General features: G+C 38.0%; 25 protein-coding genes. 8 read left to right on the top strand and 17 right to left on the bottom strand.

Annotated elements, in window-relative coordinates; genetic code table 11:
• Positions 1–77: 77 nt before the first annotated feature.
• The 3 genes from J2S77_RS10140 to J2S77_RS10130 form a co-directional block, all read right to left on the bottom strand.
• Positions 78–503 (bottom strand): YwpF family protein, encoded by a 426-nt coding sequence (locus J2S77_RS10140; RefSeq protein ID WP_306977002.1) that lies wholly within the window; start codon positions 501–503, stop codon positions 78–80.
• A gap of 63 nt (positions 504–566) precedes the next feature.
• Positions 567–1,100 carry an HD domain-containing protein gene (locus J2S77_RS10135; protein WP_306977000.1) on the bottom strand — a complete coding sequence of 178 codons (534 nt, stop codon included), beginning with the start codon at positions 1,098–1,100 and terminating at the stop codon, positions 567–569.
• 195 nt (positions 1,101–1,295) lie between these two features.
• Positions 1,296–2,672 (bottom strand): MFS transporter, encoded by a 1,377-nt coding sequence (locus J2S77_RS10130; RefSeq protein WP_306976998.1) that lies wholly within the window; start codon positions 2,670–2,672, stop codon positions 1,296–1,298.
• A gap of 154 nt (positions 2,673–2,826) precedes the next feature.
• Here J2S77_RS10130 and J2S77_RS10125 point away from each other — a divergent pair, with 154 nt between their 5' ends.
• Together J2S77_RS10125 and nfsA are read left to right on the top strand one after the other, a co-directional pair.
• The gene (locus J2S77_RS10125; protein ID WP_306976997.1) at positions 2,827–4,308 is read left to right on the top strand and encodes a methyl-accepting chemotaxis protein; all 1,482 of its coding nucleotides are present in this window, start codon (positions 2,827–2,829) and stop codon (positions 4,306–4,308) included.
• Positions 4,305–5,045: an oxygen-insensitive NADPH nitroreductase gene (gene nfsA / locus J2S77_RS10120; RefSeq protein ID WP_306976994.1), complete on the top strand. Its 741-nt coding sequence runs from the start codon at positions 4,305–4,307 to the stop codon at positions 5,043–5,045. The genes J2S77_RS10125 and nfsA overlap by 4 nt, the downstream gene beginning before the upstream one ends.
• Positions 5,046–5,087: 42 nt before the next feature.
• Here the strand turns inward: nfsA and J2S77_RS10115 are convergent, their stop codons facing one another.
• Positions 5,088–6,713 carry a BCCT family transporter gene (locus J2S77_RS10115; RefSeq protein WP_306976992.1) on the bottom strand — a complete coding sequence of 542 codons (1,626 nt, stop codon included), beginning with the start codon at positions 6,711–6,713 and terminating at the stop codon, positions 5,088–5,090.
• 67 nt (positions 6,714–6,780) lie between these two features.
• Positions 6,781–9,195, bottom strand: a complete 2,415-nt coding sequence (locus J2S77_RS10110; protein ID WP_306976990.1) for a penicillin acylase family protein — start codon at positions 9,193–9,195, stop codon at positions 6,781–6,783.
• Positions 9,196–9,336: 141 nt separating this feature from the next.
• On the opposite strand from J2S77_RS10110, the gene J2S77_RS10105 reads away from it, so the two are divergent.
• A complete protein-coding gene (locus tag J2S77_RS10105; RefSeq protein ID WP_306976989.1) occupies positions 9,337–9,987 on the top strand; it encodes a hypothetical protein in 651 nt (216 codons plus the stop codon).
• Between the two features lie 86 nt (positions 9,988–10,073).
• On the opposite strand, the gene J2S77_RS10100 is transcribed toward J2S77_RS10105, so the two are convergent.
• The gene (locus J2S77_RS10100; RefSeq protein WP_306976986.1) at positions 10,074–10,550 is read right to left on the bottom strand and encodes a glutathione peroxidase; all 477 of its coding nucleotides are present in this window, start codon (positions 10,548–10,550) and stop codon (positions 10,074–10,076) included.
• 479 nt (positions 10,551–11,029) lie between these two features.
• The gene (locus J2S77_RS10095) at positions 11,030–11,557 is read right to left on the bottom strand and encodes a PepSY domain-containing protein (protein ID WP_306976984.1); all 528 of its coding nucleotides are present in this window, start codon (positions 11,555–11,557) and stop codon (positions 11,030–11,032) included.
• A gap of 143 nt (positions 11,558–11,700) precedes the next feature.
• Between J2S77_RS10095 and J2S77_RS10090 the strand changes: the two genes are divergently transcribed.
• A complete protein-coding gene (locus J2S77_RS10090) occupies positions 11,701–12,168 on the top strand; it encodes a hypothetical protein (RefSeq protein ID WP_306976982.1) in 468 nt (155 codons plus the stop codon).
• Here the strand turns inward: J2S77_RS10090 and J2S77_RS10085 are convergent.
• The 3 genes from J2S77_RS10085 to J2S77_RS10075 all read right to left on the bottom strand — a co-directional run bounded on the left by J2S77_RS10085 (position 12,165) and on the right by J2S77_RS10075 (position 15,263).
• On the bottom strand, positions 12,165–13,094 hold the full coding sequence (locus J2S77_RS10085; protein ID WP_306976980.1) for a hypothetical protein: 930 nt from the start codon (positions 13,092–13,094) through the stop codon (positions 12,165–12,167). The genes J2S77_RS10090 and J2S77_RS10085 overlap by 4 nt on opposite strands.
• A 152-nt stretch (positions 13,095–13,246) precedes the next feature.
• Entirely contained in the window at positions 13,247–14,587 is a 1,341-nt protein-coding gene (locus tag J2S77_RS10080) for a sensor histidine kinase (protein WP_306976978.1), read from the bottom strand.
• Entirely contained in the window at positions 14,574–15,263 is a 690-nt protein-coding gene (locus J2S77_RS10075; RefSeq protein WP_306976976.1) for a response regulator transcription factor, read from the bottom strand. The genes J2S77_RS10080 and J2S77_RS10075 overlap by 14 nt, the downstream gene beginning before the upstream one ends.
• 82 nt (positions 15,264–15,345) lie before the next feature.
• Between J2S77_RS10075 and J2S77_RS10070 the strand changes: the two genes are divergently transcribed.
• Together J2S77_RS10070 and J2S77_RS10065 are read left to right on the top strand one after the other, a co-directional pair.
• Entirely contained in the window at positions 15,346–15,645 is a 300-nt protein-coding gene (locus J2S77_RS10070) for a TIGR04104 family putative zinc finger protein (RefSeq protein WP_306976974.1), read from the top strand.
• A 15-nt stretch (positions 15,646–15,660) separates the two neighbouring features.
• On the top strand, positions 15,661–16,056 hold the full coding sequence (locus tag J2S77_RS10065; RefSeq protein WP_306976973.1) for a thiol-disulfide oxidoreductase DCC family protein: 396 nt from the start codon (positions 15,661–15,663) through the stop codon (positions 16,054–16,056).
• A 39-nt stretch (positions 16,057–16,095) separates the two neighbouring features.
• On the opposite strand, the gene J2S77_RS10060 is transcribed toward J2S77_RS10065, so the two are convergent.
• The 5 genes from J2S77_RS10060 to J2S77_RS10040 form a co-directional block, all read right to left on the bottom strand.
• Positions 16,096–16,947, bottom strand: a complete 852-nt coding sequence (locus J2S77_RS10060; RefSeq protein ID WP_306976971.1) for a CAP domain-containing protein — start codon at positions 16,945–16,947, stop codon at positions 16,096–16,098.
• 481 nt (positions 16,948–17,428) lie between these two features.
• On the bottom strand, positions 17,429–18,625 hold the full coding sequence (locus tag J2S77_RS10055) for a cystathionine gamma-synthase family protein (RefSeq protein ID WP_306976969.1): 1,197 nt from the start codon (positions 18,623–18,625) through the stop codon (positions 17,429–17,431).
• 84 nt (positions 18,626–18,709) lie between these two features.
• Complete coding sequence (locus J2S77_RS10050; RefSeq protein ID WP_306976967.1) at positions 18,710–19,921, bottom strand: M24 family metallopeptidase; 1,212 nt, start codon at positions 19,919–19,921, stop codon at positions 18,710–18,712.
• Between the two features lie 269 nt (positions 19,922–20,190).
• Positions 20,191–21,870 (bottom strand): PucR family transcriptional regulator, encoded by a 1,680-nt coding sequence (locus tag J2S77_RS10045; protein WP_306976965.1) that lies wholly within the window; start codon positions 21,868–21,870, stop codon positions 20,191–20,193.
• Positions 21,871–22,031: 161 nt separating this feature from the next.
• Positions 22,032–23,429, bottom strand: a complete 1,398-nt coding sequence (locus J2S77_RS10040; protein ID WP_306976963.1) for a tyrosine phenol-lyase — start codon at positions 23,427–23,429, stop codon at positions 22,032–22,034.
• 193 nt (positions 23,430–23,622) lie between these two features.
• Here J2S77_RS10040 and J2S77_RS10035 point away from each other — a divergent pair, with 193 nt between their 5' ends.
• Entirely contained in the window at positions 23,623–23,868 is a 246-nt protein-coding gene (locus tag J2S77_RS10035) for a GlsB/YeaQ/YmgE family stress response membrane protein (protein ID WP_306976961.1), read from the top strand.
• 61 nt (positions 23,869–23,929) lie between these two features.
• Here the strand turns inward: J2S77_RS10035 and J2S77_RS10030 are convergent, their stop codons facing one another.
• Together J2S77_RS10030 and J2S77_RS10025 are read right to left on the bottom strand one after the other, a co-directional pair.
• The gene (locus J2S77_RS10030) at positions 23,930–25,300 is read right to left on the bottom strand and encodes a dipeptidase (protein WP_306976959.1); all 1,371 of its coding nucleotides are present in this window, start codon (positions 25,298–25,300) and stop codon (positions 23,930–23,932) included.
• Positions 25,301–25,502: 202 nt separating this feature from the next.
• Positions 25,503–26,033, bottom strand: coding sequence for a YceI family protein (locus tag J2S77_RS10025; protein ID WP_306976958.1), 531 nt, complete (start codon positions 26,031–26,033; stop codon positions 25,503–25,505).
• Positions 26,034–26,168: 135 nt separating this feature from the next.
• Here J2S77_RS10025 and J2S77_RS10020 point away from each other — a divergent pair, with 135 nt between their 5' ends.
• Positions 26,169–26,480, top strand: a complete 312-nt coding sequence (locus J2S77_RS10020; RefSeq protein ID WP_306976957.1) for a winged helix-turn-helix transcriptional regulator — start codon at positions 26,169–26,171, stop codon at positions 26,478–26,480.
• Positions 26,481–26,627 lie beyond the last annotated feature (147 nt).

Genomic DNA, 26,627 nt, shown 5'->3' with positions numbered 1-26,627 from the left:
TTTTGAGCATCACAACGTTGATATAAAAATAACCCTAAACTAGATTAGATTGCCTAGCTAGGGTTAGCTTCTGTTCACTAAAAAGTATTTTCTTGGTTTTTCTCTTTGAACTTATTTAATAATGAATCGCCTTGATAACCTGCTTCAATAAGTTCTTGCAAAGTTTCTTCTACTTGTTGACGTTCACGATTAACCATATCACCCATTAATATCACATTCATATCTTGATCAATGTTATTAACGGATTGTACTTCGGCTAAGATGGTAGCTTTAGGATTCGATTCTTTCGTAATACGCACTTGTGTCACAAGTTCTTTTTTTCCATCTAATTTCCGTACGAAAAAATCTTGATATTTCTTAGGAATATACGCTTCTATTAACCATCGGGATTCATCAACTTCACGATCAATGATTAATGCATCGAAAAAAGCAATATCTTTCGTGGCAAGATCTTCACCAGATTTCTCTAAAACATCAAGTGACACGAGCTTAAATGATTTCATCGAATCTTCCTTTCCTTCTTCACCTCTATTATAAAGTAAACGAACAGAAGACAAAAGTCCTTATTAGGAAATCGAGCGCTTAGGATCTTGGTTTTGCAAAATCCGTTCTTCTAAGCGAGCTAGACGTTCATTTGCTTCTCCAGTATCCATCTCAACATAATGATGTGCCCCACCTGGTAACTCTTCCATTTCATCTGCTCGGAATACGACATCATGTAACGGCGTCCGCATCGATTCTATTGAAAATGGTAAATAAGAGTCCGTGTGAAGCAAGATTGCAATTGAAATTGTTTTAGCTCGCTCTTTATTTTCACCTAAGCGAATCAATAATTTATGCGATCTTTCTGCACCTTTTATAGCATGAATATCATGTTTGCGATATTCTTCGTAATCCCATTTACCATCTTTATACCACTCATAATGCCCAATATCATGAAGCAAAGCAGATTTAGCAGCAAGGTCAAGGTCGACACCTTGTTGTTCTGCTAACGTAACGGATTGTTCAGCAGTGGATACAGCATGGTGAATGCCAGAACGTTGCAAATATTTTTGTGTGATTGGATGATTAAATATTTCATTTAACGTAACACGTTTCAATGTTTTACCTCCTTTTCATTTTGTTTTCCCGCGTTTATTTTTAAGAAACAATATAGCATAATATGCAATAAAAAAGCAATTGATTATGTTTTTGTCTAGTTATAAAATACCCGGGATTAGTTATTTCAAAACTAATCCCGGGTATTTCAATAGTTCGCTTATTAATTTAAAAAGTAAGTGAAGTTATTTAATAAATTATGTGGTTGGGCTTGGTTCCTTGAAAATTAGCGAAAATAGTAATAGTGATAATAAGACTAAGCCCATAAAGGCAAAAAAGACATTACTGAATACGGCGCTATCACCACTAACTGCTATGATGTTGACAGGATGTTGTGGTGAAAACAAATCAAGTGCTACCCCCACGATTGCACCGCTGAGCGCACCAGAAACGAAATTCATCAAATTAAAAACACCCATACCCACACCTGTTTCTTGTTTAGACAATAAGTTCGCTAAAATGTCAGCTCCTGAAGCTTGTACGAGCGGGAAACACATCATCGGAAATACAAGCATGATGCTGACAATCCATGGTGTTAAACCGACTGTTGAAGAGACAATAATAAATCCTGTCATTAACAAGCTCAAGCTCATGATATAGACTTTACGTGAACCAATTTGGTCCACAAGACTTCCTCCCTTTCGCCCGATTAATGCAGCACTCATAGCCCCTGGAAACATCACAAGGCCTATTTGCATGGTTGTTAAATCATATACATCTCTCAACATGATGGGTACAGTAAACATTAAAACAAATAAACAAGCAACAGCTAGAAAACTTGAGATAACAGCAACAATATAGTTTTGATTTTTGAATAAATGAGGCGGTATAAATGGATTTTTTGCTGTAAACATTCTTACTGTGCCAAAAATACCAGTTAAACCCGTAATCCAAAAAATATTCATATCTCCTAATGTAATACCAATAATCGTAGTTGAAATTGTCACCGCAACAAGAGCTGCTCCTAAGTAATCTAATTTAGCACTGACCGTTTCTTCTTCCGGAAGATTCTTTAGTAGAAAAGGCAATGTGACAATCATTAAAGCTGATGTCAAAAATAAGTACTGCCACGTTAAAAATCCAGCAATTACACCTCCTAGTATGGGCCCGATTCCTGATGCGAAAGCCATAACAGATGAGATAATACCAAGAATCTTACCACGTTCACTCGGAAAAAAACGAATCGGAGCAATAAACGCAATCGCTGGCATCATTGATCCGCCCACCGCTTGAATTACACGAGCTGCCAACACAAAATAATAATTAGGCGCTAAAAAACCAATCACTGACCCAATCGCAAAAACAGTTAAACCAAACGTAATCAACTTCTTAAATGCTACTGTATCAGCTAACTTACCATATACTAATGCTCCCACCGAATAAATCATGATATAGCCTGTCATCACCCAACTGACTTCAGAGGGTAATAAATTAAAACTTTCGGCAATGTCAGGAATCGCTATATTGAACATCGTTCCGTTCATTACCGAAAACATTAGGACGAAACAAATCGAAAACAATAACATTTTGGGATTCTCTATATGTAGATCATTTTTATCTTTTGCAGTTTGCATCTAAACTCCCCCCTCTCTTCTTATCCTTATTAATCATAATGATTCGACGTCATACATGCAATTATTTTATATTTTCCGACTCTACCTAATATTTTCTGATTATGTTAATATAATTTTAAATATTAATAATTTACAGAAGATTGAGGGGGATCTTATGTCTAATCAAGACACATTGTCCATTGAACAACTTTCTTTGCATCGGAAAAACAAACTATTATTCACGATGATCACGATCATTACGATTATAAGCACATTTGTAAACATATCAGCAGGATTGTCTATGCAATTAATTATCTTTGTTCTACTTGCTTTAATTGCGATCTTAATAGTTACAGGATATTTGATTAGGACGAAAAAGGCAATGACCATTGTTCCATACATATTTATCTTGGGGTTATCGCTGATGCTTGCTTATATCGTTTTAATAGCAAGTGTGGCAACCCATAATATTGGTTTAATTTTCTTCCTACTCATCACGTCAGCAATCTACATGTCGCTCCCTTTATTAATTTTAGGTTTTACATCAAGTATGATCATTTTTCATACTCTCGTTTTTATGCACGGCGACCAATTAGACTTGCGATATGAAACAACTTTGTCATTTATCTTGTTCACCGCTATCATTTTATTTGGACTTCATAAAATTACTAAACAAACCGATCACGAATTAGAACAGTTACGACAAGAGAATGATTTAAGATTTCAAAATGAAATTAAGCAAAAAAAACATATCGAAAAGCAAACAGCAATCATTAAAAATAGTATGGAAGAAATTAAATCTCAATCGAATGTCAATATTCAAGCGTTTTCCGAAATGCATCGTGCCATCCAGGAAATTGCTTCTAGCACTGAAACGCAAGCTTATGATTTAACAACAATTAATAATTCTATTAATGATACAGCCACTAATATTGATCAGATGATGCATCACTTAAACGATATTCAAAAAAATACGAATGAAACCTCCGAACAAGCTCAAGCAGGTAAAGTGGAATCAGACCAAATGATTGAACAAATTAAAACGTTTGAAACGAGCATGAATCAAATGCGTACGACATTTAAGGATTTAACGGAAAAAGTCGAGTCATCAGCTACGTTTATTCAATCAATTAAAGAAATCAACGAACAGACTGGACTACTAGCGCTCAATGCCTCAATAGAAGCAGCACGTGCGGGTGAACATGGTAAGGGTTTTGCTGTTGTCGCTGATGAAATTCGTAAATTAGCTGACAATACTGATAAAACGGCATCTAATATTTCCGATAATCTTAATGCCATGAAACAGACAAACGAACAAACGGATGGACAAATGAAAAACCTACTAGATGTATTACAAGATAATATTGCAATAATCAATCAGAGTAGCGAACGTTTTAATCAATTTGAAGATGATACGAAAGACCTTCAACAAATGTTAAACCAATTTAGTCAAATAGCTGAGCAAGTCAATGAAAGTACAAGACATATTAATGATACAATGGAACAAATCTCTTCTAAAGTACAACATACAACGGCTTCTGTTGAAGAAATAACCGCAACCGTTCAAGAACAAACCAATCAGAATTCACAGCTCCATGAAGAGATCGAAAAAACTACCGAAGCATTACAACAACTTTCAAAGGAGTCATCAAGATGAACGAAACAATTAATTTACTTATGAATCATCGCTCAATTCGAAAATTTAAAGATGAAAAATTAACAGAATCACAGATCAAAACAATTGTTGAAGCTGGTCAAGCTGCTTCAACCTCAAGTTACTATCAGGCCTATTCTATAATTGGAGTTACAGATCTAAACATCAAACAACAATTACGTGAGGTAAGTGGTCAACCTTACGTAGAAGAAAACGGTCATTTATTTGTATTTTGTGCAGATCTCAATCGATTGGCGCAATCACAAGACGAAACGACACGTGAACAAATGAAAACTAACCTAGAAAGTACAGAATTCTTTATGATGGCAACAATTGATGCAACACTTGCTGCTCAAAATTGTGCTGTAGCGACAGAATCACTTGGCCTGGGTATGTGTTATCTTGGCAGTTTACGTAACGACGTTAATCGTGTGAATGACATTCTAAATTTACCAGAATATGTCGTACCACTATTTGGAATGGCTGTTGGTGTCCCTGAAGAAAAGCCAGAGCGTAAGCCGCGTTTTGACTGGACAACCGTTTATCATGAAAACCAATATGACATTACCACAGCAGCTGAATTTCATGCCTTTGACAAGACAGTAACTGATTATTACACACACCGAGCAACTAACGGTCGCGATGATCAATGGAGTGAACAAATCAAACGTAAGTTAACCAATCCGATGCGTCAAGATGTCGGACCGTTTATCCAAGATAAATCTCTAAATCGCCATTAAACCCAAAAAGAGGGGCGGAATAAAGTTTCCGTCCCTCTTTTTTTAATCCTTATCATTTGATTGTTTTTTCTTACGTCGCCTTTTCAACTTCTGTCTGATATTTTTCATATCAAGTATAATGGTTTTCGGTTCATACTGCTCATCGATTTTTAAGTCACGAGTTGAAGTCTTCATAAATGACCAAGCAATTAAAAACATAATGAAAATGAGCGGGAATCCACCCACAATACTCGCCGTTTGTAATGTTTCTAATCCGCCTAAATACATGAGTGTGAGTGGTAATAAACAGATCGTAAACGCCCAAAACATCCTGTTCCAACGCAGTGGCTCCTCATCTTCTAATAGTTTTTGTGTAACTGAAGCTAAAATATATGAACTTGAATCGAATGTTGTAGCTAAAAACACAACAGATAGGAAGACGAAAATGGCTACCATGATATTCGAAAACGGTAATTGGTTAATGATTGATATAATCGCTGCCGGTGCACCTTGATCATTTAATACTTGTACGACATCAAATTCTCCCGTAATCTGTAAAAATAAGCCGAAGTTACCCATAATGCCGAAAAATAGTAAACAGCCAATAGAACCGTACACCATAGATCCAATAATCACTTGGCGAATTGTCCGACCTCTTGAAATTCGTGCAATGAACAATCCGACAAATGGCGCGTAGACAAGCCACCATGCCCAATAGAATACCGTCCATGACTCTGGGAACCCTGTTTCTTCAACGCCTTCCATTACTGCAAATGGTTCTGTCCAAGTACTCATACGAAAGAAATTATCTAATATTAAGCCTACACTATTCGTCGTCGTTTCTAATATAAACAGCGTAGGTCCAGTAATTAATACAAATAATAACAAGAAAATCGATAATCCTAAATTTAGATTACTTAAACGTTTGATTCCTTCCTTTAAACCGACATAAGCACTAATCGCAAATATCACGGTTACTACTAATAATACAATCGTGCGTAGTAACATGTTATCTTCAAATCCAGTTAAATCAGCAACACCTCGAGAAATCAGTGGTGTACCAAGGGCTAACGTTGTCCCTGCCCCACCTAACAAACCAAAAATGAACAAAACATCAATTAGTTTACCGACCATTGTATCTGAGTACCCTTTTAATAATGGGCGTAACGTTTCACTAATTTTAATAATTGGCTTCTCCCGTACGTAGAAGAAATACGACATCGGAACAGCCGGAAGAGCATAAATGGCCCAAGCAATCGGTCCCCAATGAAAAATACCGTACGTAGAAGCCCACTGAATAGTTTCAAGTTGATCGGAAGTTGGACTCAATCCAAAAGGTGGACCTTGGTAATAAAAGGCCCACTCAATCGTACCCCAATATAAAATACTCGATCCGATTCCTGCAGAAAATAACATTCCAGCCCATGCAGGTGTACTAAACTCAGGCGGTTCTTCTTCTTCACCTAACTTCACTTGTCCGTTTTGGCTAAACGCAACAAAAATAAGAAAGAAGAAAATCGCTAACCCCATCGTTAAATACAAAAAACCAAATCTGTCAGACATCACATTATTTAACTGCGCAACAAAAGCACTGCCTGCTTCTGGATAGATAATTAACGGAATTACAACTGCTAATATAACAATAAATGAGATAATAAATGTTGGCCAATCAATTAATCTTGTTCTCATGTATACTACCCCTTTTGATGTAATGGTTTTAGTATGAACCAGTCGGGGAACATTATGAACGATTCTTCTATTCAGCTAACAATTGGAAAGTCTCACCTGCGAAACCTTCCATATTTGTGGTATGATATTGACCTTCTACCCAATCATAAATTTGATTATCATACCATTCGCTACGATAATGGCCAGCTTGACCTGGTCCAACAATATGATCACCTTGAAGTGGTTCTGCCATATCCGTCACAAATCGCCAGCTTGCTCCATGATCGACAATACCATTTTCATTATGAGAAGCGGCCATTACCGTAACTGGACTGCCATCAACAGGTTTAGGTTCTTGTTCATTAAAGAAGACGTCTAAGAATGCTGTGCCTGATAACGGATGCTCGAAATAAACTTGATGGTAATTACCCCACTGCCAATCACTTACATCTGACCCATAATCTGATTCGATGTTTTCCATTGCTTGCTCGAATGCCTCACGAACAACAGTCTGTAATCCTCCTTTCTTTTCTATCCAATTCACTGATTCGCCTTCGTAACTATGACGAATTAGCTCATCAATGGTTTGACCGCTCCCTTTGAACATGCTCATTAAGTCTTCAGAAAAAGCCTCTTCAAATAAAACCGCTTCTATATTAGCGAACAATCGATCAAAAATTAGTGGCCCAGCTAACTCTCGGTTATCTTGAAAATTCCAATCAGCTAACGTATCTAAAGCATCAGATTCCGTTTCCGACCAATCACCATCAGATAATAATTCAGTGAACATCGGAACAAACTCACGAGCCCGTAAATTCATCGTATCCATTTGTAATGTTTTCATATCTTCTTTTGTAAGCTGATCCCGCTCATCTAGAAATTCATGGATCCTGGTGTAACGATAAGGCTGCGCCCAAACATGACTGATATGATAAGGGTATTCATCTGAAATAATCTTATTGTTAGCTGTTCCAACAAATCCTTTTTCGGGATTAACTAGTGTCGGTAATTCATCAAAAGGAATAGTTTCTGTTAGATCATGATCTGGATTCCAACCTTCCATTGGTAATAAGGCTTGATCTGGATGATCATATATAGGAATACGACCATTTGCTTTATAAGCGATAGTACCGTCCGTACTTGCAAAAACAAAGTTTTGGGCAGGTGCATGGAAATCTTCTAAAGCCGTTTCAAATTCATCCCAATTTGAAGCCCTGTTCATTTGTAGAACAGCTGACAACTCCTTTGTTGCCTCTAATGCCGTCCAGTCAATCGACATCACAGTTTGATTTTCTTCAGCTTCAACTGGATTCGTAAACTCTGAAATAACTGGACCATGTTTCGTTTCAACCACTTCATAATCTATGGATTCCTCACCATCTACTTCAATCGTTTCATTAATTACATCTGCTTCATACCATTCATCATCATACAGAAATTGATGAGGGTTTTCTTCATGTCTTTTTTCTAAATAAAGTTGCTGGACATCCGGGCCTACATTGGTCACGCCCCAGGCAATGTCTTTATTTTGACCTAAAATAATGCCAGGAACACCAGCGAAAATAACGCCAGATGTTTGATAATTCGGTGAATCTAATTGAACTTGGTACCAAATAGATGGTGTAGCTAAACCTAGGTGCGGGTCATCTGCTAATAAAGGCTCTCCTGACTCTGTTTTATCGCCAGATACAGCCCAATTGTTGCTGCCGTTAAATTCGGGAGGCGTTGGTGCTTTCGACAGGCTTGCAGTGACATCAACGTATTCTTCATCTGAAATATTTGTTAAAGCTTCCTCAGGATAAGAAGGGAATAATTCATATGCCTCATCTTCTGGGAAATTATTAATTAAATGATAGTTAAAAGCCTGACGTTCCCAATGACCACCTAGATCGTATGCCATAAATTTACCTATGGTTAGCGAATCAAGCGGTGTCCAATCACTTACTTCATCCAAGCCCATTAATGTAAACTCAATCGGCATCCTGTTTTCTTCATCTGCCTGATCAATATAAGCATTCACTCCAGCAGCATAAGCCTCTAAAGCTTGCATTGTTTCATCATCGTATTCTGAAATTGATTTCTCTGCAGCACGTCTTAACCCTAATGTACGAAAGTATTTATCTTGATTCAGTGCCATATCGCCAACGACTTCACTCAGCTCACCTGAAGCTTGTCGGCGTGACATTTCCATTTGAAATAATCGATCCTGTGCAGTGACATAACCTTGTGCAAAAAATAAATCCTCATCATTTTCAGCACTAATATGCGGAACACCGTCATCATCACGAGTGACATCAACATCCTCTGTTAAACCTGAGAACCTTTCACTCTCTTCAACAAATTGACTAACCTCTACTTCTCCTTCTGTTTTCGGTAGCGAACGATTTATGTAAGCGTTTACAACTAATAGTGCGATAATCATAACGACAACTAAAATTCCAACCACTATTAGACTCCATTTCAAACCTTTATGCATTGGTTTCTTCTGCTTCACTTCAGCCATACTAATCTCCCCCTTTATCCTTTAATCATAATACAAATATTCAAAAAATTTAACACTTTTGTGTCGATTCATAGTTTTAATTTACGAATTCCTTTCATTACGCTTATAATGTATAAGGATATACGAAATGAGGTGACAGAGGTGCCCACCAAAACAAAAGCATTACTCGTCGTTATAATTTTCATTGTGGCTCTAGCAATGGGTGTCGTTTATTTGATGTATCTTGGTTTTACAACAGATGATGATACAGCTTCTTCTCTAAAAAATGAGGCCACAACTTATATAAACGAATCTTTTCCTTACGAGGGAGATGTAACAGAGGTCATTAATGATTCCACTGGTGTTTATGAGGCTTTTCAACACGCTGCGATCGTTGATTTAGATCAAAAGGATTTTAACATGCTTGTATTTAAAAATGAGCAAGGTCAACTTGTAGACAGTTACGTAGCTGAAGTTTGGGAAGATGAGTTGGAAAACGTTTTAGTTCCTGAAATCGAATCAAGGTTCGGTAGTAGTGATATGATAAAGGAACTATGGATTGCGTACCCAAAAAATATTGGACAAAAGAAAGAGATTGAACCGAATAATGTGCCATCTGTTGCTGGACAAGATGTGAACCCACATATTCGCTTAACGATTAACCGCGGTGAGGAAGAAAGTGATGAAGAAGATTTACAAGCTTTAATCGACTTAATTCAATCTGAGTTAGAAGTGCCAGGCGGGCGAATAACCCTTAGTTATAATGACCAAGCATTTTTATTTAAGGACAGTAATAAGAGCGAGAATTTTTAATGATGAAACACCGATGAATGATCGCATTCACCGGTGTTTTTTATAAAAAAGCTGAGCTTACAATCATTTGTAAACTCAGCAAAAATCTATATTAATACGACTAAATCTTTTTCGATTTTCTCAGGTCTTGCCTGTGGAGGATAACGACGAATAACTTTACCTTCACGATCAACTAAAAACTTAGTGAAGTTCCATTTAATCTCTCCACCAAGAAACCCTTTTTTCTCCTCTGTCAAATAGGAAAACAGAGGATCTTGTAGCTCGCCTTTCACATCTACCTTCTGATATATCGGAAAACTAACGCCATAGTTCAGTTTACAAAAACTTTCAATATCACTTTGATCATCAAATTCTTGATTCATAAACTGATCACAAGGGAATCCTAATATGTGAAAACCTTTAGTATGATAATCGTCATACAGTTTCTGCAACCCCTCAAACTGTGGCGTAAAACCACATTTGCTTGCTGTATTAACGATTAACAAGACATCTCCTTTAAAGTCAGACAATGCTTGAATTTCGCCATTTCCTTTGGTGACTTCAAACTCGTAAATCGTTGACATCTACTTTCCCCCAATATTAATACTGATGATCTACACAGTGCTGACAAAATAGATTGCCGTCTTGATAAACACCGTTTAAAAAACCATTTTCACAGTAAACTACTCTTTCACATCTTATACAATACCCAACAAATTCAATCATCAAACACCACCTATAAAATAATTTTGTTGGTATAGATTGATTTGTTTGTTTATAATAAATTTAACAGAAAATTAAGGATGGTGAAAGTATGGGTTTAAAGTCACGGATTTATAAATTGCTAAGAATTTGGAATGATGTAGATGCTGTTCGAAAAGGGAAGATCGGAAAAAGAGTTGGGAGGCGCGCTTCAGGACGAGCTACAGGTAAATTTTTAAACAAACTATCTAAATAAAAAGTCAGATGACTAATGGCTCATCTGACTTAATTGCATGGGAATTTTCCATATTCCTATTATATTTTATCTATATTTAGTGTTTGCAGATTAATTGTTAGACCATTATGAATTGACGTCTAAAACGACCCCTGTATAAGCATCAACGATTACATGGAAATCTTTTTCATCATAACGGACTAATACTTGATAAACCCAGGTACCATGATCTTTAGTTAAATCAACACGCTTCGGTTCCCCGTTCACTGTTTCCAATGCTAATTCAATCGCATCTAATTGTTCAATTGCTGATCCTGTTGCGGTTAAGCTATGAAACGGTTGTTCTTCTCGACGATATAAATTTTTAACATGGCCACTTCGACCGTCAATTAGCACATCAAATGTTTCATCATCTTGATTAACAGTTACTTCAAACTCATTATGCTCATTTAGAGTAACCTCTTCGATTGTACCTTGCATATATTGATTAATAATAGCTTGTAGTTCAGATTGACTTAGTAATGCTGGATTCATTTGATCATCCTCCGCTTTAGCAACGTCTGCTTCAGATTGTTGTGTTTCATTCGTTATTCCGAAAATCGTGCCAAACATGAATGTTCCAGCAAATGTACTATATAGGATCGTCTTACGCATTGATCTCCCTCCAATTCATGACACTTACAAGTTTACTCATAAGATATGAGAAAATAAGAAAAAGAAGATTAAAATTTGATTAAAATATTGGTAAAATATTAATAGTCCAACTAGAAATTGGAGTTAAGGAAGGAGACTAATCTATGAATAAAACATTGATTTGGTCCATCGCAACAGGTATTGCAGTTATTCTAATATTCATTTGGATTTACCGTGAACCTGCACCAGAACCACAAACTTTTACTGAAGTATTCACCAATGACATTGAAAACGTAGACGAAGCCAGTGTCTTACGTCGCTCTGATGGTGAAACGGACCAAGCAGTAACTTCTGAAAATGCGACAATACAAGCTTTATTAGATGATTTAGGCTCGATGGAAGTGCAGGAAGTTGAAAATCAAACCATTGAACCAGACTACATCGTCAGCTTTGACCAGCGAGTCGTCGAATTCTCAGAGAATTATGTTATGATCTTTGGACAAGATGGTGTCAAAACGTACGAGATTCTTGAGCAAGGAGAACATTTAAATACAATCGAAAATGATTTAGAGTTTGAAACGGTGCAAAGCCAAGATAATAGCAGTAGTGAAAACGAAGAGGAATCGGATTAACCCGATTCCCCTTCTTCATTCTGACTATTTTCATTTTCTTCTTCACTTGAGGACGTATCATCCCGTTCTACCCATGTCACAGTTTCTACATTGCCGGAAAATCCATTAATCTCAACAATAGCCTGTTCTTCTTCTGTGGCATTGATTGTCACGATATAATAAATGATTCCATCAATTTCTTGTATTTGAACATTGGCAACTTCTCCATCATCTTGCACTTGTTCTAATGCAATGGTGGTTGCCTCTTCTTCTTTTACGGCAAGTTCTGGTGTAGTATCTTCTGTTTCACGAGCGATAATCTCGCCTGTCAATGCTTCCACTTCAAGTTTAGTTCGTGTCAATTCATGTTCGATTACTAACGTATAAAGATCAGATTCATCATCAAATTCTATCGAAGTAATTTCTCCCTCAAATTCTTGTTTGATTTGGTTAGTCACTTCATCTGTGCTTAGACGTGTCGGTTCATTGTCGGTGTCACTTTCGTTTTCATTATCATGATCAGGATTATTTTCGTCATCATTCTGGGAAGATTCTTGGTCATTGGTTGACTCAGAGTTATTCTCAGGGTCATTTTGTTCGGTCTGATTAGATCCTTGGTTTGATTGATTTTCTTGATCAGAATTGTTGGTGGTCTCTTCATCATTTTCAATCGTTGCTTCACGTGTTAAATCAACGATCGATCCATCTTCTCGACTTACTGTGGCATGGTAGACACCTTGGTCCCTCGTTATTTCAAATGTGAAATCATTCACTGACTCGGACCTAAAAACAAGATCACCATCGACTTGTTCTGCTAAACGGCCCTCGGCTTCTATCTTAGACAATAATTCCGTTTCGTCTGAAAATATGACTGATTGAGCTAACATGAATAACAACCCAGTTATCATCACACCGACTATGATCCAAATTCCACTACGACGTCTCATTTTTTTCACCCTAAACTAACGTTTTTGCTAAATCTTATGATAACGAATAGAGATTAAAATAAGATTAAAAGACAACATTTTTAGCTCTCTTTTTCTCATTTATTTAATTAGTTCCTCTATTTATTAGATAAATCCTCTAATTTATTAAATGGTTAGAGGATCACTTTGACGGTGGTTCCTTCACCAGGTGTGCTTGATAGATCAAGTGATGCATCTAAAACGTCAGCCAGTTCTTTAGCTAAAGCTAAACCTAAACCACTGCCACCAGTAGCTCGTTGCCTTGATTCATCGACGCGGTAAAAACGTTCAAAAATTTGCTCTTGTTGAACATTTGGGATTCCTACACCATAATCGCGAATTGTCATGACTGGATTGTCATCAACAGAATCTAGTGCGAGTTCCACTGATGTATCACTATACTTAAGTGCATTATCTAATAAAATATACAGTAATTGCTTAAGTTTCCCTTCATCCGTATAGTAAGTAGTAGGTTTGGCATCAACAAAAACAGTACGCTCATAAGCCTGATGCATGTGATTAGCCACATCTTGTACTATGGCGTCGAGGTGTACTTTAGACATGTTTAGCTGCCAATCTTGATCACGTTTTGCTAAAAGCAATAATTGTTCTGTCAAATCGCGCATTCGCTTTGCTTCGCTATGAATCGCTTCAATTGCTTCTTCTACCACTTCAGTCCTTTCGTACCCTCGCCTTTTCACTAAATTGGCATAAGATTCGATCACCGTAATCGGTGTCCTTAATTCATGAGACGCATTCGAGACAAACTGTTCTTGCTTCTCAAAATTAGCTTGCAGTAAGCGAATCATGTCATTAAATGTTTGGCTCATAGTAAACAGTTCGTCTTTAGAACGTTTAGGAAGAGAAATTTCTTGAAATGTTTCATTCTCTTTAATTCGATTCATCGTCTGAATAAGAGACTGTATCGGTTCTAAAACTAAATCAGCAACCAGTTTACCAGAGATGACAACTGGCACAATCGCAATTAAAGCAACGAGTAAAATCACTAATTGTAGATTTGCCAATGTTTCATCTAACGCATCTAATCGTTCAACCATTTGGACATAAACAACATCACCTTCATTCCAAATGATCGGCTGTTGCACAAATGATACAGTTGACCCATCAACATCGTCTAAACGAGTAACAACACGTCCTTCCTTTTCTGGAAGTTCGGCTCGATATAAGCCAACTTGTCTATTCGCTGTAACCGACGTCATCATATCAAATGATTGATCAACGACACGAATCGCCCCATTTGATGGGACATAAGCACGCAATAGATCTTCTGTTTGTACAGAAGAACTAAGATCATGAACGTTCGAAGTCATCGCTTGTGCTTCTTGATCTAAACGATTTAACTCGCGGTCATAGGCTTCCTCAGCAAACAATACATAAATAGCAACAGAGAAAGCAATGAGCAATACAATAAACAACCCGGTTGTCGCGACAAAAATTTTATTACGTAGTTTCATACGGATCCTTTAGCACGTAGCCAACACCTCTGACTGTATGAATAAGTGGTGACTCATCTTCATGGTCAACTTTTTTTCGTAAATAGCGGACATAAACATCAACAACATTCGTATCACCAACGAAATCATAGCCCCAAACGGCGTTTAATATTTGTTCTCGCGACAACACTTGTCTCGGATGACGAAGAAATAGAACAAGCAAATCAAATTCCTTAGGTGTTAATTCAATCGTTCGATTGGCACGAATGACATCGCGTGTGGACACGTTCAAATGAAGGGGCGGAAAGTTCAACCAATCACCATCATCTTTTACCTCAGTAGAACGTAAATGTGCCCTAATTCTTGCGAGTAACTCTTCGATTTGAAAAGGTTTGGTAACGTAATCCTGCGCCCCACTATCCAGCCCCGTCACTTTATCTTCAACCGTGTCTTTAGCCGTTAGCATAATAACAGGTGTCGTTTGGTTATGCTTTCGATAACGTTTTAAAATATCTAATCCACTCATCTCAGGTAGCATAATATCAAGTAAAATGAGGTCGAATGTTTCGTCACGCATGATTTCAAGGGCATCATAACCAGCGGATACGGTCGTAATCCCATACCCTTCAAATTCTAATTCTAACTGTAAAACACGTGCGATTTTAGCTTCGTCTTCAACAACTAAGATATGCGTCATCTCATCACCTTCTGTTACGACATTTTCTAAGGTCTATGATATCATAAAGGGAAAAGCAATACAGAAAATTGAGGTGATTTCGATGTTCTCGTGTGCAAGTTGTGGCTATAAGTTCAAATATAAAGAAGCTTTACCGTTTAGTTGGAATGCTCGTGTTGGCCGTGATTGCCCAAAGTGCGGGAACAGACAGTATTATTCTGCAGCAAGTCGTAAAAAATCCATGTATTTCACACTAGCCGGCATGATCATCATTATATTTTCGAACACCATTAATCTGCCACTACCCTATGTGTTTTTAGTAGCATTCGTTTTGGTAAGTGCATTATTATTACTGACTCCTTTTATATATGAATTATCAGATGAAGAAGAACCCTTATGGTGATGGAGGATTACCCAAATGAAAACTGTCATTTTCTTTGATGGCGTTTGTAATTTATGTAATGGCATTGTTCAATGGTTAATTGAGCGTGATCATCATGATTCTCTTCGCTTTGCTCCGCTTCAAAGTGATTTAGGTCAGCGTGTTTTAGATGATACTGGCACACCCGATTTAGACAGTATAATTGTTATTCGAGATAAACAACGCTATGTAAAGTCTGATGCTGTTTTAATCATTGCTGAAGAGTTAGACCGACCTTATCAGAGGTTAAGCTTACTCAAATGGCTTCCAAAACAGGTTCTTGATGTTGGCTATGACTTCATTGCCAATAATCGAAAACGGATTTTTGGTGAGCGTGAATCATGTATGATGCCGACACCAGACTTAAAGCGAAAATTTTTAGACGTTAAATAAGCACGTGTTTCCTCAACTATTTGGAAACACGTGCTTACTTTATTTAGCGATAAACATTTGTGTCCAATACGGACTCATACGACCACTTTCTTCATAGCCAATACCAATATGAGTAAAGGCATCATTTAAAATATTTTCACGGTGACCTTGACTATTCATCCAACTATCGACGACTTGTTCAGCCGATGGTTGTCCAGCTGCAATATTCTCTCCTGCAGCGGTATAAGACACATTAAATTGGTCAAGCATATCGAATGGTGACCCGTATGTCGGTGATTGGTGACTGAAATAGTTCTGATCAGCCATATCAACCGATTTACGTTGAGCTACATCCGTAACTTCTGAATCATGTTCAAGTGGACTCAAACCATTCTCTTCTCGTTTTTCATTCGTCAATTGAATCACTTCATCAACCATTGATTGATTTGTCGTTACATCGCCTGATTCTTGGCCATTATTTGTCTCATTATCTCGAGCTTCATTTTGTCCCTGACCTTGGCCGTTTTGTTGACCTTGTTGGCCGCGATCGGTTTCACCTTGTCCTTGACCTTCCTGTTGACGATTGGTGTTATCTTGTCCACGGTCACCTTCTTCAGTTTGACCAGGATCAGGATTACCTTCACGATCAAAGAAATTAAATGGGACGAAACGATTATCGTCACCACGTTCATTCCGATCTTGATTATTTTCATATTGAAAACGATTCCCGTCATTACGATTGTCTGATGTGTCGCGATTTGCCTGATTATTACCGTTCCCATCACCTGTGAATCCAATGTCGGTCATATTTGTACCATCATTGACGTTATCATTCGGTTCAGACTCTTCTTGGCAAGCTGTTAATAAAAGCATAATTGCCATTACACCGATCAACCACTTCGTTACTCGCATGATTACCATACCTCCTTTCCTCTCTGTTGCATTCATAGCTTGTGCGCTTGTCAGGAGATGATACTGGGTGGATTTTGGAAAAAGAAGCATGTTCGTTCATTAAACCATTAAAAAATGAGAAGGCATTGTTATTAAATGTCCTTCTCATCTAAAAAGTACTTCAGATTTTGGATTTGTTAAAGATTGGTTCTTGTTTTCAACTAATTTAGCACTGAGTTGTTAAATTGTAAGTAGCGAAGGTGGCGACTCCTGGTCGAAGCATTGTGGAACTTCCACAAAGAACGTAAACGTCCTGTTTGCAAAGTGGAAGTCACGACATCATGTCGAAGTACGTCCTGCGCCTGCGAGTACTCGGCGCAGAATTAGGCAAAGAAGCTTATGAAATCAGCTTTTGTGTCCAACGTCGACATTAGGCCGTCCGGTTAATAACGGACTTAATCATTGCGAAATTTTGATTGTGTAAGAATTATCCTTTTAAAAATTATTTAGTTAAAGCCTCGATAGGTAATTTTGCAAAGGCTTGCTTTAAATCTTCAATTAAATCATCAATATCTTCGATGCCTGCACTGTACCTAATTAAACCTTCAGGAATGCCCATCGCAGCACGTTCTTCTGGTGTACATTCCACATGACTCGTTAAAGCAGGTGGTCCGACGATGGTTTGAACACAACCAAGGCTTGCAGCACGCTTAGCTAATTTCAAATGTGGTAACAGTTGGTACACTGTATCTAAACCACCTATAACGGAAAAGCTAAGCATACCACCGAAACCTTTCATTTGTTTTTTGGCAATATCATGGCCTGTGTGGCTCTCTAAACCAGGATAAAAAACATCTTCCACCCATTCAACTGTCTGCAAATATCTAGCTACTTGCATAGCATTCTGATTCTGTCTTTCTAATCGTAAATGGAGTGTTTTCATTCCCCGTAACAAAAAGTACGCTGCTTGCGGATTTAATGTAGCACCGTTGATTTCACGATAATGATACACTTGGTCGATCAAATGCTGTGGCCCGCAGACTATGCCGCCCAATGCATCTGAGTGACCACCAAGATATTTCGTCGCACTGTGCAAGACAATATCCACACCAAAATCGAGCGGATTTTGATTCACTGGTGAAGCAAAAGTACCATCAATAACAACAAGAGCCCCTACATCATGACCTGCTTTTGCCATTCGTTCAATATCAATCAGTTTTAACGTTGGATTTGTCGGTGATTCTAAATAAACAAGTTGACAGCCCTTTGCAATTTCTCGTTCCATCTCTTCATGATCACCAGTTTCGCAAAAGACAACCTCAACACCAGTATTAGGTAAGAATTCGGTAAAAATTTTATTAGTGCCACCGTAAGTATCTTTGATCGTGACGACGCGATCACCAGGACGTAAAAATGCGTTAAGTGTACCAGATATGGCTGCCATACCTGTGGCAAAAGCTGTCGCTGCTTCTGCTCCTTCCAAGTCTTTCACTTTATCTTCAAAAGCTTGCGTCGTCGGATTAGTATTACGGCCATACACATGGCCATCTTGTTTTCCAGTTGCAATCGCATTCCATTCGTCCATATCATCATATCCAAATGAAACACTGTGTACTACGGGTACTTGCGTTGCGCCGTATGACAATTGTTCTTTCTCACCTGACCAAAGAGCTTTTGTAGCTGGTTTAAATTCTGTCATGATAACCCCTCCTCCATTTATTCATAAAATGGCGACTTCACATTGTGTCAAAGCCACCACCCGCTTGATCGCCATCGATTAAGTTTAACTTATAATACCTTGGCTATTAGTCGGAAAGTGATATGGGCTAGTTACGATTAACTCGCGCGAATAATTTGTTAGCAATTCTGCGCCTTGATTGGTCACAACAAAGGATTCGCTCATTTCGATTCCGTCTGATTCAAACCATAACCCTGGAATAAAATGAAAGGCCATGTTCGGCTCAAGCACCGTCCTATCACCTTTACGAATACTTGCTGTGTGCTCACCCCAATCTGGTGGATAGTTTAAGCCAACTGCATAACCAAGACGCGATTCTTTTTCAATGCCATAGCGACGTGTTGATTCTCGCCAAGCTTCTTCCAATTCTTCTAGGTATACACCTGGTTTCGCTCGTTCGAGCACATTTTCAATTCCTTCTTGAACAATTTGATTTAACCGTTCTAAACGATCGGACGCATGACCAACTGAAATCGTCCGTGCTAATGGAGCATGATAACGCTCATAACAACCAGATAATTCTATAATAACGGCATTGCCTTCCTCAAAATAACGATCAGACCACGTTAAATGGGGTGAAGAAGTATTTTCACCTGTCGGGATCATCGGCACAATCGATGGATAATCGCCTCCAAATTCTTCAGTTCCTTTAATCAATTCATAATAAATCGCAGCAGCGGCATCGTTTTCTCTTGCTCCTGTATGAATCGCTTGGATTCCCGCTTGCATCGCTCTCTCTGAAATTTGTCCTGCACGTCGCATGTATTCTAGTTCTTGATCTGATTTGACAATTCGAACCCAATTGACGAGTGAAGTCGCATCAATAAAGCTCGCATTCGGTAATTTTTGAAGTAATGTCATGTAAGCTTTAGCAGAGAAATAGTATTGATCCATCTCAACGCCAATTCTGCGATTACCATGGCCTATTTCAGTTAAAATTTCAGCTATGAATTGCATAGGATGATACTCTTCTGAATTGACATAGAAATCAGGATAAGACATGATATTTTCATCATACATCCATGTTGTTGCCTTAGCTCCGTTTTCATCCATTAAACGTCCGATCCATATAGGTTGCGGTTCATCAATCATGACAATCAACATTTGATGTACATAAAACGACCACGCATCATATCCTGATAGATAATTCATATTAGCTGGGTCCGTTATCAGCAATACCTCTACTCCTTGTTTTGCCATTCGAGCTTTGGTTTTCTTAAGTCGTTCTTGATATTCTAAAATATCAAACGTCAACATAATTAACGCCTCCCTTCCCTAATTGACTGAATTTTTTAAATCTTTTGTTATGTTTATTGTATTCCCGTTAGAGCTGGTTTGATAATGTGCAAAGTGTATGAAGTTTTCAAGAGAGTTTTTATACACTTTTGAAAGGACTATCATTTATTAGATAACTCCTTTAATTTTTGAAATTAATGGCTCGAGTTTTGAAATAACGATTTAAATTTATTTCAAAACTTCATAGAACATAAAAAAACTTGGCATGCGCCAAGTTTTTATCACCACTCTTATTTGAATTGCTTTAACAACCACAGCCTGACGCTTAATTCGAGCATAAATGAATCATCTGCATCCACCAGGGTCAGACCTGTTAATTGTTCAATATTTCGCAAACGATACAATAACGATTGTCGATGTAAATTAAGTGCTCGTGATGTTTGGCTGACATTTCCTTTAAACTTTTGATAGGTCATAAAGGTATGAATTAAGTCCGTTTGTCGTTTACGGTCATACTCAATTAAAGGATTCACTGTTTCCCTTACCATATCAATGAGTGCCTGGTTATCAGCGATATTCATTAACAAGCGATTAACTTTTGTCTCTTCAAAAAACGTTCGATCTCCAAAACCAGCCTCATCCGTATGAATATCCAGGGCCGTTCGTGCTTCTTGATAACTTTCATGAAATGCTCGCATCCCATTAGCATGTAAGCCAATGCCCCAAGCAAAATAAACATGAGCTAACTGATCATGCAGCCTTCGCTCGACCATATCTAAAAAATGATTAACCGTCTCTTGATACCCTGTATGGTCTATTTCTAAAAAAATGATGACCTCTCCTTCATCAAATGAGGACATTGTTTTGCGTTCTAGTTGCTGACTAGCATGTGTTATCTCTTTTTGCACATAATAGTTCAGACTATGTAACGATGATTGCCCGGGCTGATCGTAATAGTCATCCCAATCCGTTTCAACTTCTTTTAATTGAAAATCTCCAACAATACATGCATAAGGTAGGGTCAAATCATACCCTAATAACTCTCCTTTAGACAGCATTTTAGCATCAAGTGGTGTATCATCTTTTGCTAACTGCAAGACAAAGTTATCTTTTAAACGAATCTCTGTTTTTTCCACTGCGTTCTCCGTTAAAAAATATAGTGCACATGCTGTTAAACCGTGTTCTAAGGCATGCATCGTGAACCAATTTAACTCTTCAGCCGATTTCGGCATCACTAGTAAATAACCTTGCTTCTTATTATTCGAGAAAATCGTTAACTCATAACATGTTTTCTCACCGACTAAGTATTGATTTAAATGGTGATATAGTGGATGTTCCGTTAGAGGTAGATCAGGGCGGACAAGTTGCTCAACAGCTATATCACGTTCGCCATTTAAGGCAGCAATGATATCAGCATCAAAATCACAATTGGCTCGAATATTCTTCTCATCATCACTGATTGCAACGGGAATTTGAATGGCATAATATAATTGATTCATTAACTCCTCTAAAGTACAGCCATTCAATACACTCGTCACTAGCGCTTGGCGCAATGCTTCAACTCGATTACGATTGGACTCATTTTCTTCATTGATTAGTTGAATCACACGATGAATAATATCAGAAAAGCGTGTTTGCCATGAGACTTCAATCAAGGTAAAATCATGCTCTTCAGCAAGTTTTAGTACTTCTTGAGGTATAGCAGATACATAGCGGCCCGTCGCAATCATTAAGGCTGTTGCTCCTGAATCAATAATATCTTGAACAAAGGAACGAAATATTGCGGGATGATCCTCACAACCAATCCCTGTCGACAGAACAAATTCATGCTTACGAACAAAATTTTCAACCGGAATTTCAATGACTGATATCCATTCAATGTCACGCTGATCAAGCCCTGTTTCACCAGTATGAACGACGGCTTCACTCATAATATCAAGATTAAGCACATCACGCATTGACACGCCCATGTTCTCACCTTCTCTCCTATCTGTTCTTTTATTATAGATGGATTTAGTGAAAACCGTCAATTCAGAATATTGCGATATTTAATAAAAAAGTGTCGGCTTAAGTAAACCGACACTTTTAATAAGTCATATTCGAATTCAACGTTTACAGAAAAAATAATTCATTATGCTTCATTTGCGATTAATGTGCTTTTTAAAGGCGAAAAACGGGCATTAAAGAAACGTAACGTTGGCGGTTCATAATCCATTGATAACCCTTTAATTTGCTCTCTTTTATTATATAGATTAATCACTGAATCAGCGACAACATCCATGTGACTATTGGTATAAACACGTCTAGGGATTGTCAGTCTTACCATTTCTAATTTCGGTACATTATGTTCGCAGGTTTCTTTATTACGACCGGCCGAAACAATGCCCCGTTCCATCGAACGAACGCCTGAATCAAGATAAAGTGCTGCTGCTAGTGATTGTGATGGGAACATTTCACGGTCTAAATGACTTAAAAATGCTTTAGCATCTAAATAAACAGCATGACCACCTATTGGTCGGACAACAGGAACCCCTGCTTCCATCAATTGTTCGCCTAAATAACGTACTTGCTTAATACGATGCTCAATATAAGCATCATCTATCGATTCGTACATCCCCTGAGCCATCGCTTCCATATCACGGCCAGCCATTCCACCATAAGACGGCATTCCTTCATATACGACGACTAACTCACGGGCTCGTGTATATAATTCAAAATCATTCATGGCTAGGAAACCACCAATATTGACTAAAGGATCCTTCTTTCCGCTCATGGTACAGCCATCAGAGAATTTGAACATATCACGGACAATATCTTTAATCGGCCGATTTTGCTGGCCCTCTTCTCGTTCTTGGATAAAATAAGCATTTTCCACGCAACGAGTCGCATCGAACATCACGTCTATTCCATGCTCTTGGCACAAGGTATAAGTCTCTTTCAAATTCGCTAAACTAACTGGTTGGCCGCCTGCCATATTAACCGTCACAGCAACACAGACATATGGAATTTTATCAGCCCCGACCTCATCAATTAATTCTTCTAATTTCACAAGGTCCACATTGCCTTTAAAATCAAGCTCAGCTGAAGGATCATGAGCTTCATCAATAATGACATCTACAAATGTACCACCATTCATTTCTTGGTGAGCACGAGTTGTTGTAAAGTACATATTGCCAGGAATGTAATCACCAGGCTGAATCTTCATCTGTGATAATAAATTTTCGGCTCCACGACCTTGATGGGTTGGGATCACATAATCATAACCAAATAAGTCTTGCACCGCCCGTTCGAGCTTGTACCAACTTTTACTTCCGGCGTACGCTTCATCACCCATCATCAAGGCACCCCATTGTTTGTCACTCATCGCATTTGTCCCGCTATCCGTTAGCAAGTCAATATAGACATCTTCACTATCAAGTAAAAATGTATTGTAACCTGCTCGTTTCAATGCTTCCTCTCGTTCTCCACGGTTAAGCATCGTCAGTGGTTCAACCGCTTTTATTTTATACGGTTCAGCTGTGCGTCGCATTCAAACACCCCTTTTAATATTTTCTTAATTTTCAGTATATAAAGAGGTTGAAAAACTAACAAGCACACTCATAAAAAGATAAACGCTTTAACGTCATAAAATTTAAGTAATCTTGGCATTTAACTCCTTAATGTTTAATAGAACATTAAAAAAGGGTAATGTTTGAACAAAAGATGAAAGGAGTGCTATTCACATGTTAGAACTCATATTATTTATTATTGTCGGTGGCATAATCGGTTGGATTGGCGGTATGCTGATTGGAGGCACACCTGGTGGAATAATCGGAAATATCGTTAGTGGCTTAGTCGGTGCTTGGATTGGTCACAATCTTTTTGGATCAATTGGACCCGAAATAATGGGAATTGCTATATTCCCTGCTATTGTTGGCGCACTTATCTTTGTTGCGATATTAAGTTTAATTATGAAAGTTGTGAAGTAGACAAATTATTCTCTCCCTTTACTAAAAAAATCTCGGCCAGGATTCTGGCCGAGATTTCATTTTATTGTTCGCCTAACAGATACATGTAATGGACAAGTGTTTCCATACCTTGGTCGAAGTTTTCTAAGTGGAAATGTTCATTCGGTGCGTGTAGATTCTCATCTGGTAAACCAAAGCCCATTAACACCACTGGAACATTTAAGATACGATCCAATTCAGCTACAATCGGAATCGACCCCCCTCCACGAACATAAGCCGTGTCATTTTGATAAACCGTTTCATAGGCTTGAGCCGCTTTTTGAATAACAGGGTGATCAAATGGCGTCACATATGGCTTGCCTTTATCAAATGGAGTCACACTAACATTCACGCCAACTGGAGCCTTAGAATGAACATGTTTCGTCAGTTGTTGGACAATGTGTTCTGGATCTTGGTCAGGGACCAAACGACAAGTAATTTTAGCCGTTGCTTGATTTGGTAATACCGTCTTAATGCCTTCACCCTGGAAACCACCATAAATACCATTAACTTCTAAAGTTGGACGGACAGATGTGCGCTCAACATAAGAATAACCTGCTTCACCGTCTAAAGCTGGAACACCAAGATCATCTTTTAACTGATCCTCATTAACGGATACACGAGCTAACGCATCACGCTCATCTTGTGATAATTCAGGAATATCACGATAGAAATCTTCTACTTGAATGAAATTATTATCATCACGGAACGAATCCACGATTTTAACAAGCGCATGAATTGGATTCACAACGCCCCCACCATATTCGCCTGAATGAAGATCACTATTTGCACCCTCAACATCGATTTGAATTCCTGCTAGTCCGCGCAATCCGTACGTGATCGTCGGTTTTCCTTTTTCAACTAAGGCCGAATCGGACACAATCACGAGATCAGCATTAAGTTGATTAGCATGCTCATCCGCAAACTTCGGTAAATTCGGACTACCTATCTCCTCTTCACCTTCAATTAATACCTTGAAGTTTACAGGTGGCGTATCATCTTGATTGATCACGGCCTCCATAACTTTCAAATGCATGAAGACTTGTCCTTTATCATCAGTCGCGCCTCGCGCATAGATCTTCTCATCACGGATTGTTGGTTCAAACGGCTCTGAATCCCATAAATGAACAGGGTCAACGGGTTGTACGTCATAATGACCGTAAACTAAAACGGTAGGTGCGTTACCATCTGCTATGTACTCACCATAAACAACTGGATGGCCGTCTGTTTCCATAATCTTAGCCTCTTGGAAACCGATATTATGAAGTTCTTGTTCAACCCACTGTGCACCGCGCAATGTATCTTCCTTGTGTTCAGATAGAGAACTAATACTTGGGATTTTCAAAAAATCTTGAAGTTCCTCTAGATGACGTTCACGATTATCTTTCAAAAACTGAATAACTTGCTTCTGCATAACTGCCCCTCCTTAAACTAATTCTTCATTCCATTATAAAATAAAAGGTATGATTGTGCATGACTGAATCATTAAAAAATAAATACTTCCTCCGCTATTTTTTTCATTACTAGGAATAATATTGGTAATACAGCTTTTTTAAACTAAATACTCAAAAATTTGACCCAAAAAAAGAGAGGCCGAGGCCTCTCTTTAAGTAACTTTATTCTTCAACGACAAATTCAAATGCTGCTTGAATGCTGACTTCTTTACCAATTAATACGCCACCTGTTTCAAGTGGAGCATTCCATGTTAGACCATAATCTTCGCGGTTGATTTTTCCTGAAACATCAAAACCAGCAACCATGTTACCACTCATAGGGTCTTTTGCAACACCGTTTGCTTCAACTTTAAACGTTTCTTCGTTCGTTACACCTTTAATCGTAACATCTGCAACCATTTCATATTCTGAATCAGCTACTTTATTAAATGATTTAGACTGAACTGTGATCGTCGGATAATTTTCTACATCGAAAAAATCCTCTGATTTCAAGTGACCGTTACGATCTTCTTGATTTGTTTCAATTGAATCAACATAAACAGTTGCTTTCGCATTAACAGTGTTTAAATCTTTAGGATTACCACTTACTTCAACATCAAAGTTTTGGAATTCACCTTTTGCTTTAGATACCATCATGTGTTTCACTTGGAAATCAATCGAACTGTGTACTTTGTCTAATGATACTTGTGCCATAAAAATAGCCTCCTTAAATTATGTTACTTACTTTATGTAACTAACTATACATAAATAATTTAATAAAGTCAAGTAAGTAAAATGATTTTCAATCAACACCAAATTGGTTATAATGTAATCAAGAGGTGATCGCATATGGACCAAACGATTTGCCCGAAATTCGAGAAAGCTTTATCCATTATGAACAAACGCTGGACATCATTAATTATTTTTCAACTATTAGAAGGTTCTCAGCGTTTTTGTGAAATAGAATCCGCCATTGGCGTCAGTGGACGCGTTTTATCAGAACGCCTTAAAGATTTAGAGAAAGAAGGAATGGTGAAGCGCACTGTTCACGACGAAACGCCAGTGCGGATCGAATATTCCTTAACGGATAAAGGCCATTCTCTTAAGCCTGCGCTTAATCAAATCCAATCGTGGGCTGATCAATGGATCGAAGCAGAATAACCAATAAAATGCTCTCGCTTACTAAGCGGGAGTATTTTTTAGGTCTAAAGCCTCTCTTTCCTCTTTATGCTAACTTGTGTAAATTGACTATTGGCCTCGAATTTAACGTTCTAATGGCCTACACGATTTTCTCCTCATAAATTTCTA

Source organism: Alkalibacillus salilacus, assembly GCF_030812915.1.
Lineage (GTDB): Bacteria > Bacillota > Bacilli > Bacillales > Alkalibacillaceae > Alkalibacillus > Alkalibacillus salilacus.
Note: the sequence above shows the minus strand (reverse complement) of the source record. Positions and strands in the feature narration are given on the sequence as shown.

What these genes read in the sequence shown, in the direction of transcription:
- J2S77_RS10100 (WP_306976986.1), bottom strand. Translation starts at nt 10,550, where the DNA reads ATGTCAACGATTTACGAGTTTGAAGTCACCAAAGGAAATGGCGAAATT.
- J2S77_RS10030 (WP_306976959.1), bottom strand. Translation starts at nt 25,300, where the DNA reads ATGCAGAAGCAAGTTATTCAGTTTTTGAAAGATAATCGTGAACGTCAT.
- J2S77_RS10045 (WP_306976965.1), bottom strand. Translation starts at nt 21,870, where the DNA reads ATGGGCGTGTCAATGCGTGATGTGCTTAATCTTGATATTATGAGTGAA.
- J2S77_RS10040 (WP_306976963.1), bottom strand. Translation starts at nt 23,429, where the DNA reads ATGCGACGCACAGCTGAACCGTATAAAATAAAAGCGGTTGAACCACTG.
- J2S77_RS10070 (WP_306976974.1), top strand. Translation starts at nt 15,346, where the DNA reads ATGTTCTCGTGTGCAAGTTGTGGCTATAAGTTCAAATATAAAGAAGCT.
- nfsA (WP_306976994.1), top strand. Translation starts at nt 4,305, where the DNA reads ATGAACGAAACAATTAATTTACTTATGAATCATCGCTCAATTCGAAAA.
- J2S77_RS10110 (WP_306976990.1), bottom strand. Translation starts at nt 9,195, where the DNA reads ATGGCTGAAGTGAAGCAGAAGAAACCAATGCATAAAGGTTTGAAATGG.
- J2S77_RS10055 (WP_306976969.1), bottom strand. Translation starts at nt 18,625, where the DNA reads ATGACAGAATTTAAACCAGCTACAAAAGCTCTTTGGTCAGGTGAGAAA.
- J2S77_RS10095 (WP_306976984.1), bottom strand. Translation starts at nt 11,557, where the DNA reads ATGCGTAAGACGATCCTATATAGTACATTTGCTGGAACATTCATGTTT.
- J2S77_RS10140 (WP_306977002.1), bottom strand. Translation starts at nt 503, where the DNA reads ATGAAATCATTTAAGCTCGTGTCACTTGATGTTTTAGAGAAATCTGGT.
- J2S77_RS10115 (WP_306976992.1), bottom strand. Translation starts at nt 6,713, where the DNA reads ATGAGAACAAGATTAATTGATTGGCCAACATTTATTATCTCATTTATT.
- J2S77_RS10085 (WP_306976980.1), bottom strand. Translation starts at nt 13,094, where the DNA reads ATGAGACGTCGTAGTGGAATTTGGATCATAGTCGGTGTGATGATAACT.
- J2S77_RS10075 (WP_306976976.1), bottom strand. Translation starts at nt 15,263, where the DNA reads ATGACGCATATCTTAGTTGTTGAAGACGAAGCTAAAATCGCACGTGTT.
- J2S77_RS10035 (WP_306976961.1), top strand. Translation starts at nt 23,623, where the DNA reads ATGTTAGAACTCATATTATTTATTATTGTCGGTGGCATAATCGGTTGG.
- J2S77_RS10125 (WP_306976997.1), top strand. Translation starts at nt 2,827, where the DNA reads ATGTCTAATCAAGACACATTGTCCATTGAACAACTTTCTTTGCATCGG.
- J2S77_RS10050 (WP_306976967.1), bottom strand. Translation starts at nt 19,921, where the DNA reads ATGTTGACGTTTGATATTTTAGAATATCAAGAACGACTTAAGAAAACC.
- J2S77_RS10060 (WP_306976971.1), bottom strand. Translation starts at nt 16,947, where the DNA reads ATGCGAGTAACGAAGTGGTTGATCGGTGTAATGGCAATTATGCTTTTA.
- J2S77_RS10090 (WP_306976982.1), top strand. Translation starts at nt 11,701, where the DNA reads ATGAATAAAACATTGATTTGGTCCATCGCAACAGGTATTGCAGTTATT.
- J2S77_RS10130 (WP_306976998.1), bottom strand. Translation starts at nt 2,672, where the DNA reads ATGCAAACTGCAAAAGATAAAAATGATCTACATATAGAGAATCCCAAA.
- J2S77_RS10080 (WP_306976978.1), bottom strand. Translation starts at nt 14,587, where the DNA reads ATGAAACTACGTAATAAAATTTTTGTCGCGACAACCGGGTTGTTTATT.
- J2S77_RS10020 (WP_306976957.1), top strand. Translation starts at nt 26,169, where the DNA reads ATGGACCAAACGATTTGCCCGAAATTCGAGAAAGCTTTATCCATTATG.
- J2S77_RS10025 (WP_306976958.1), bottom strand. Translation starts at nt 26,033, where the DNA reads ATGGCACAAGTATCATTAGACAAAGTACACAGTTCGATTGATTTCCAA.
- J2S77_RS10065 (WP_306976973.1), top strand. Translation starts at nt 15,661, where the DNA reads ATGAAAACTGTCATTTTCTTTGATGGCGTTTGTAATTTATGTAATGGC.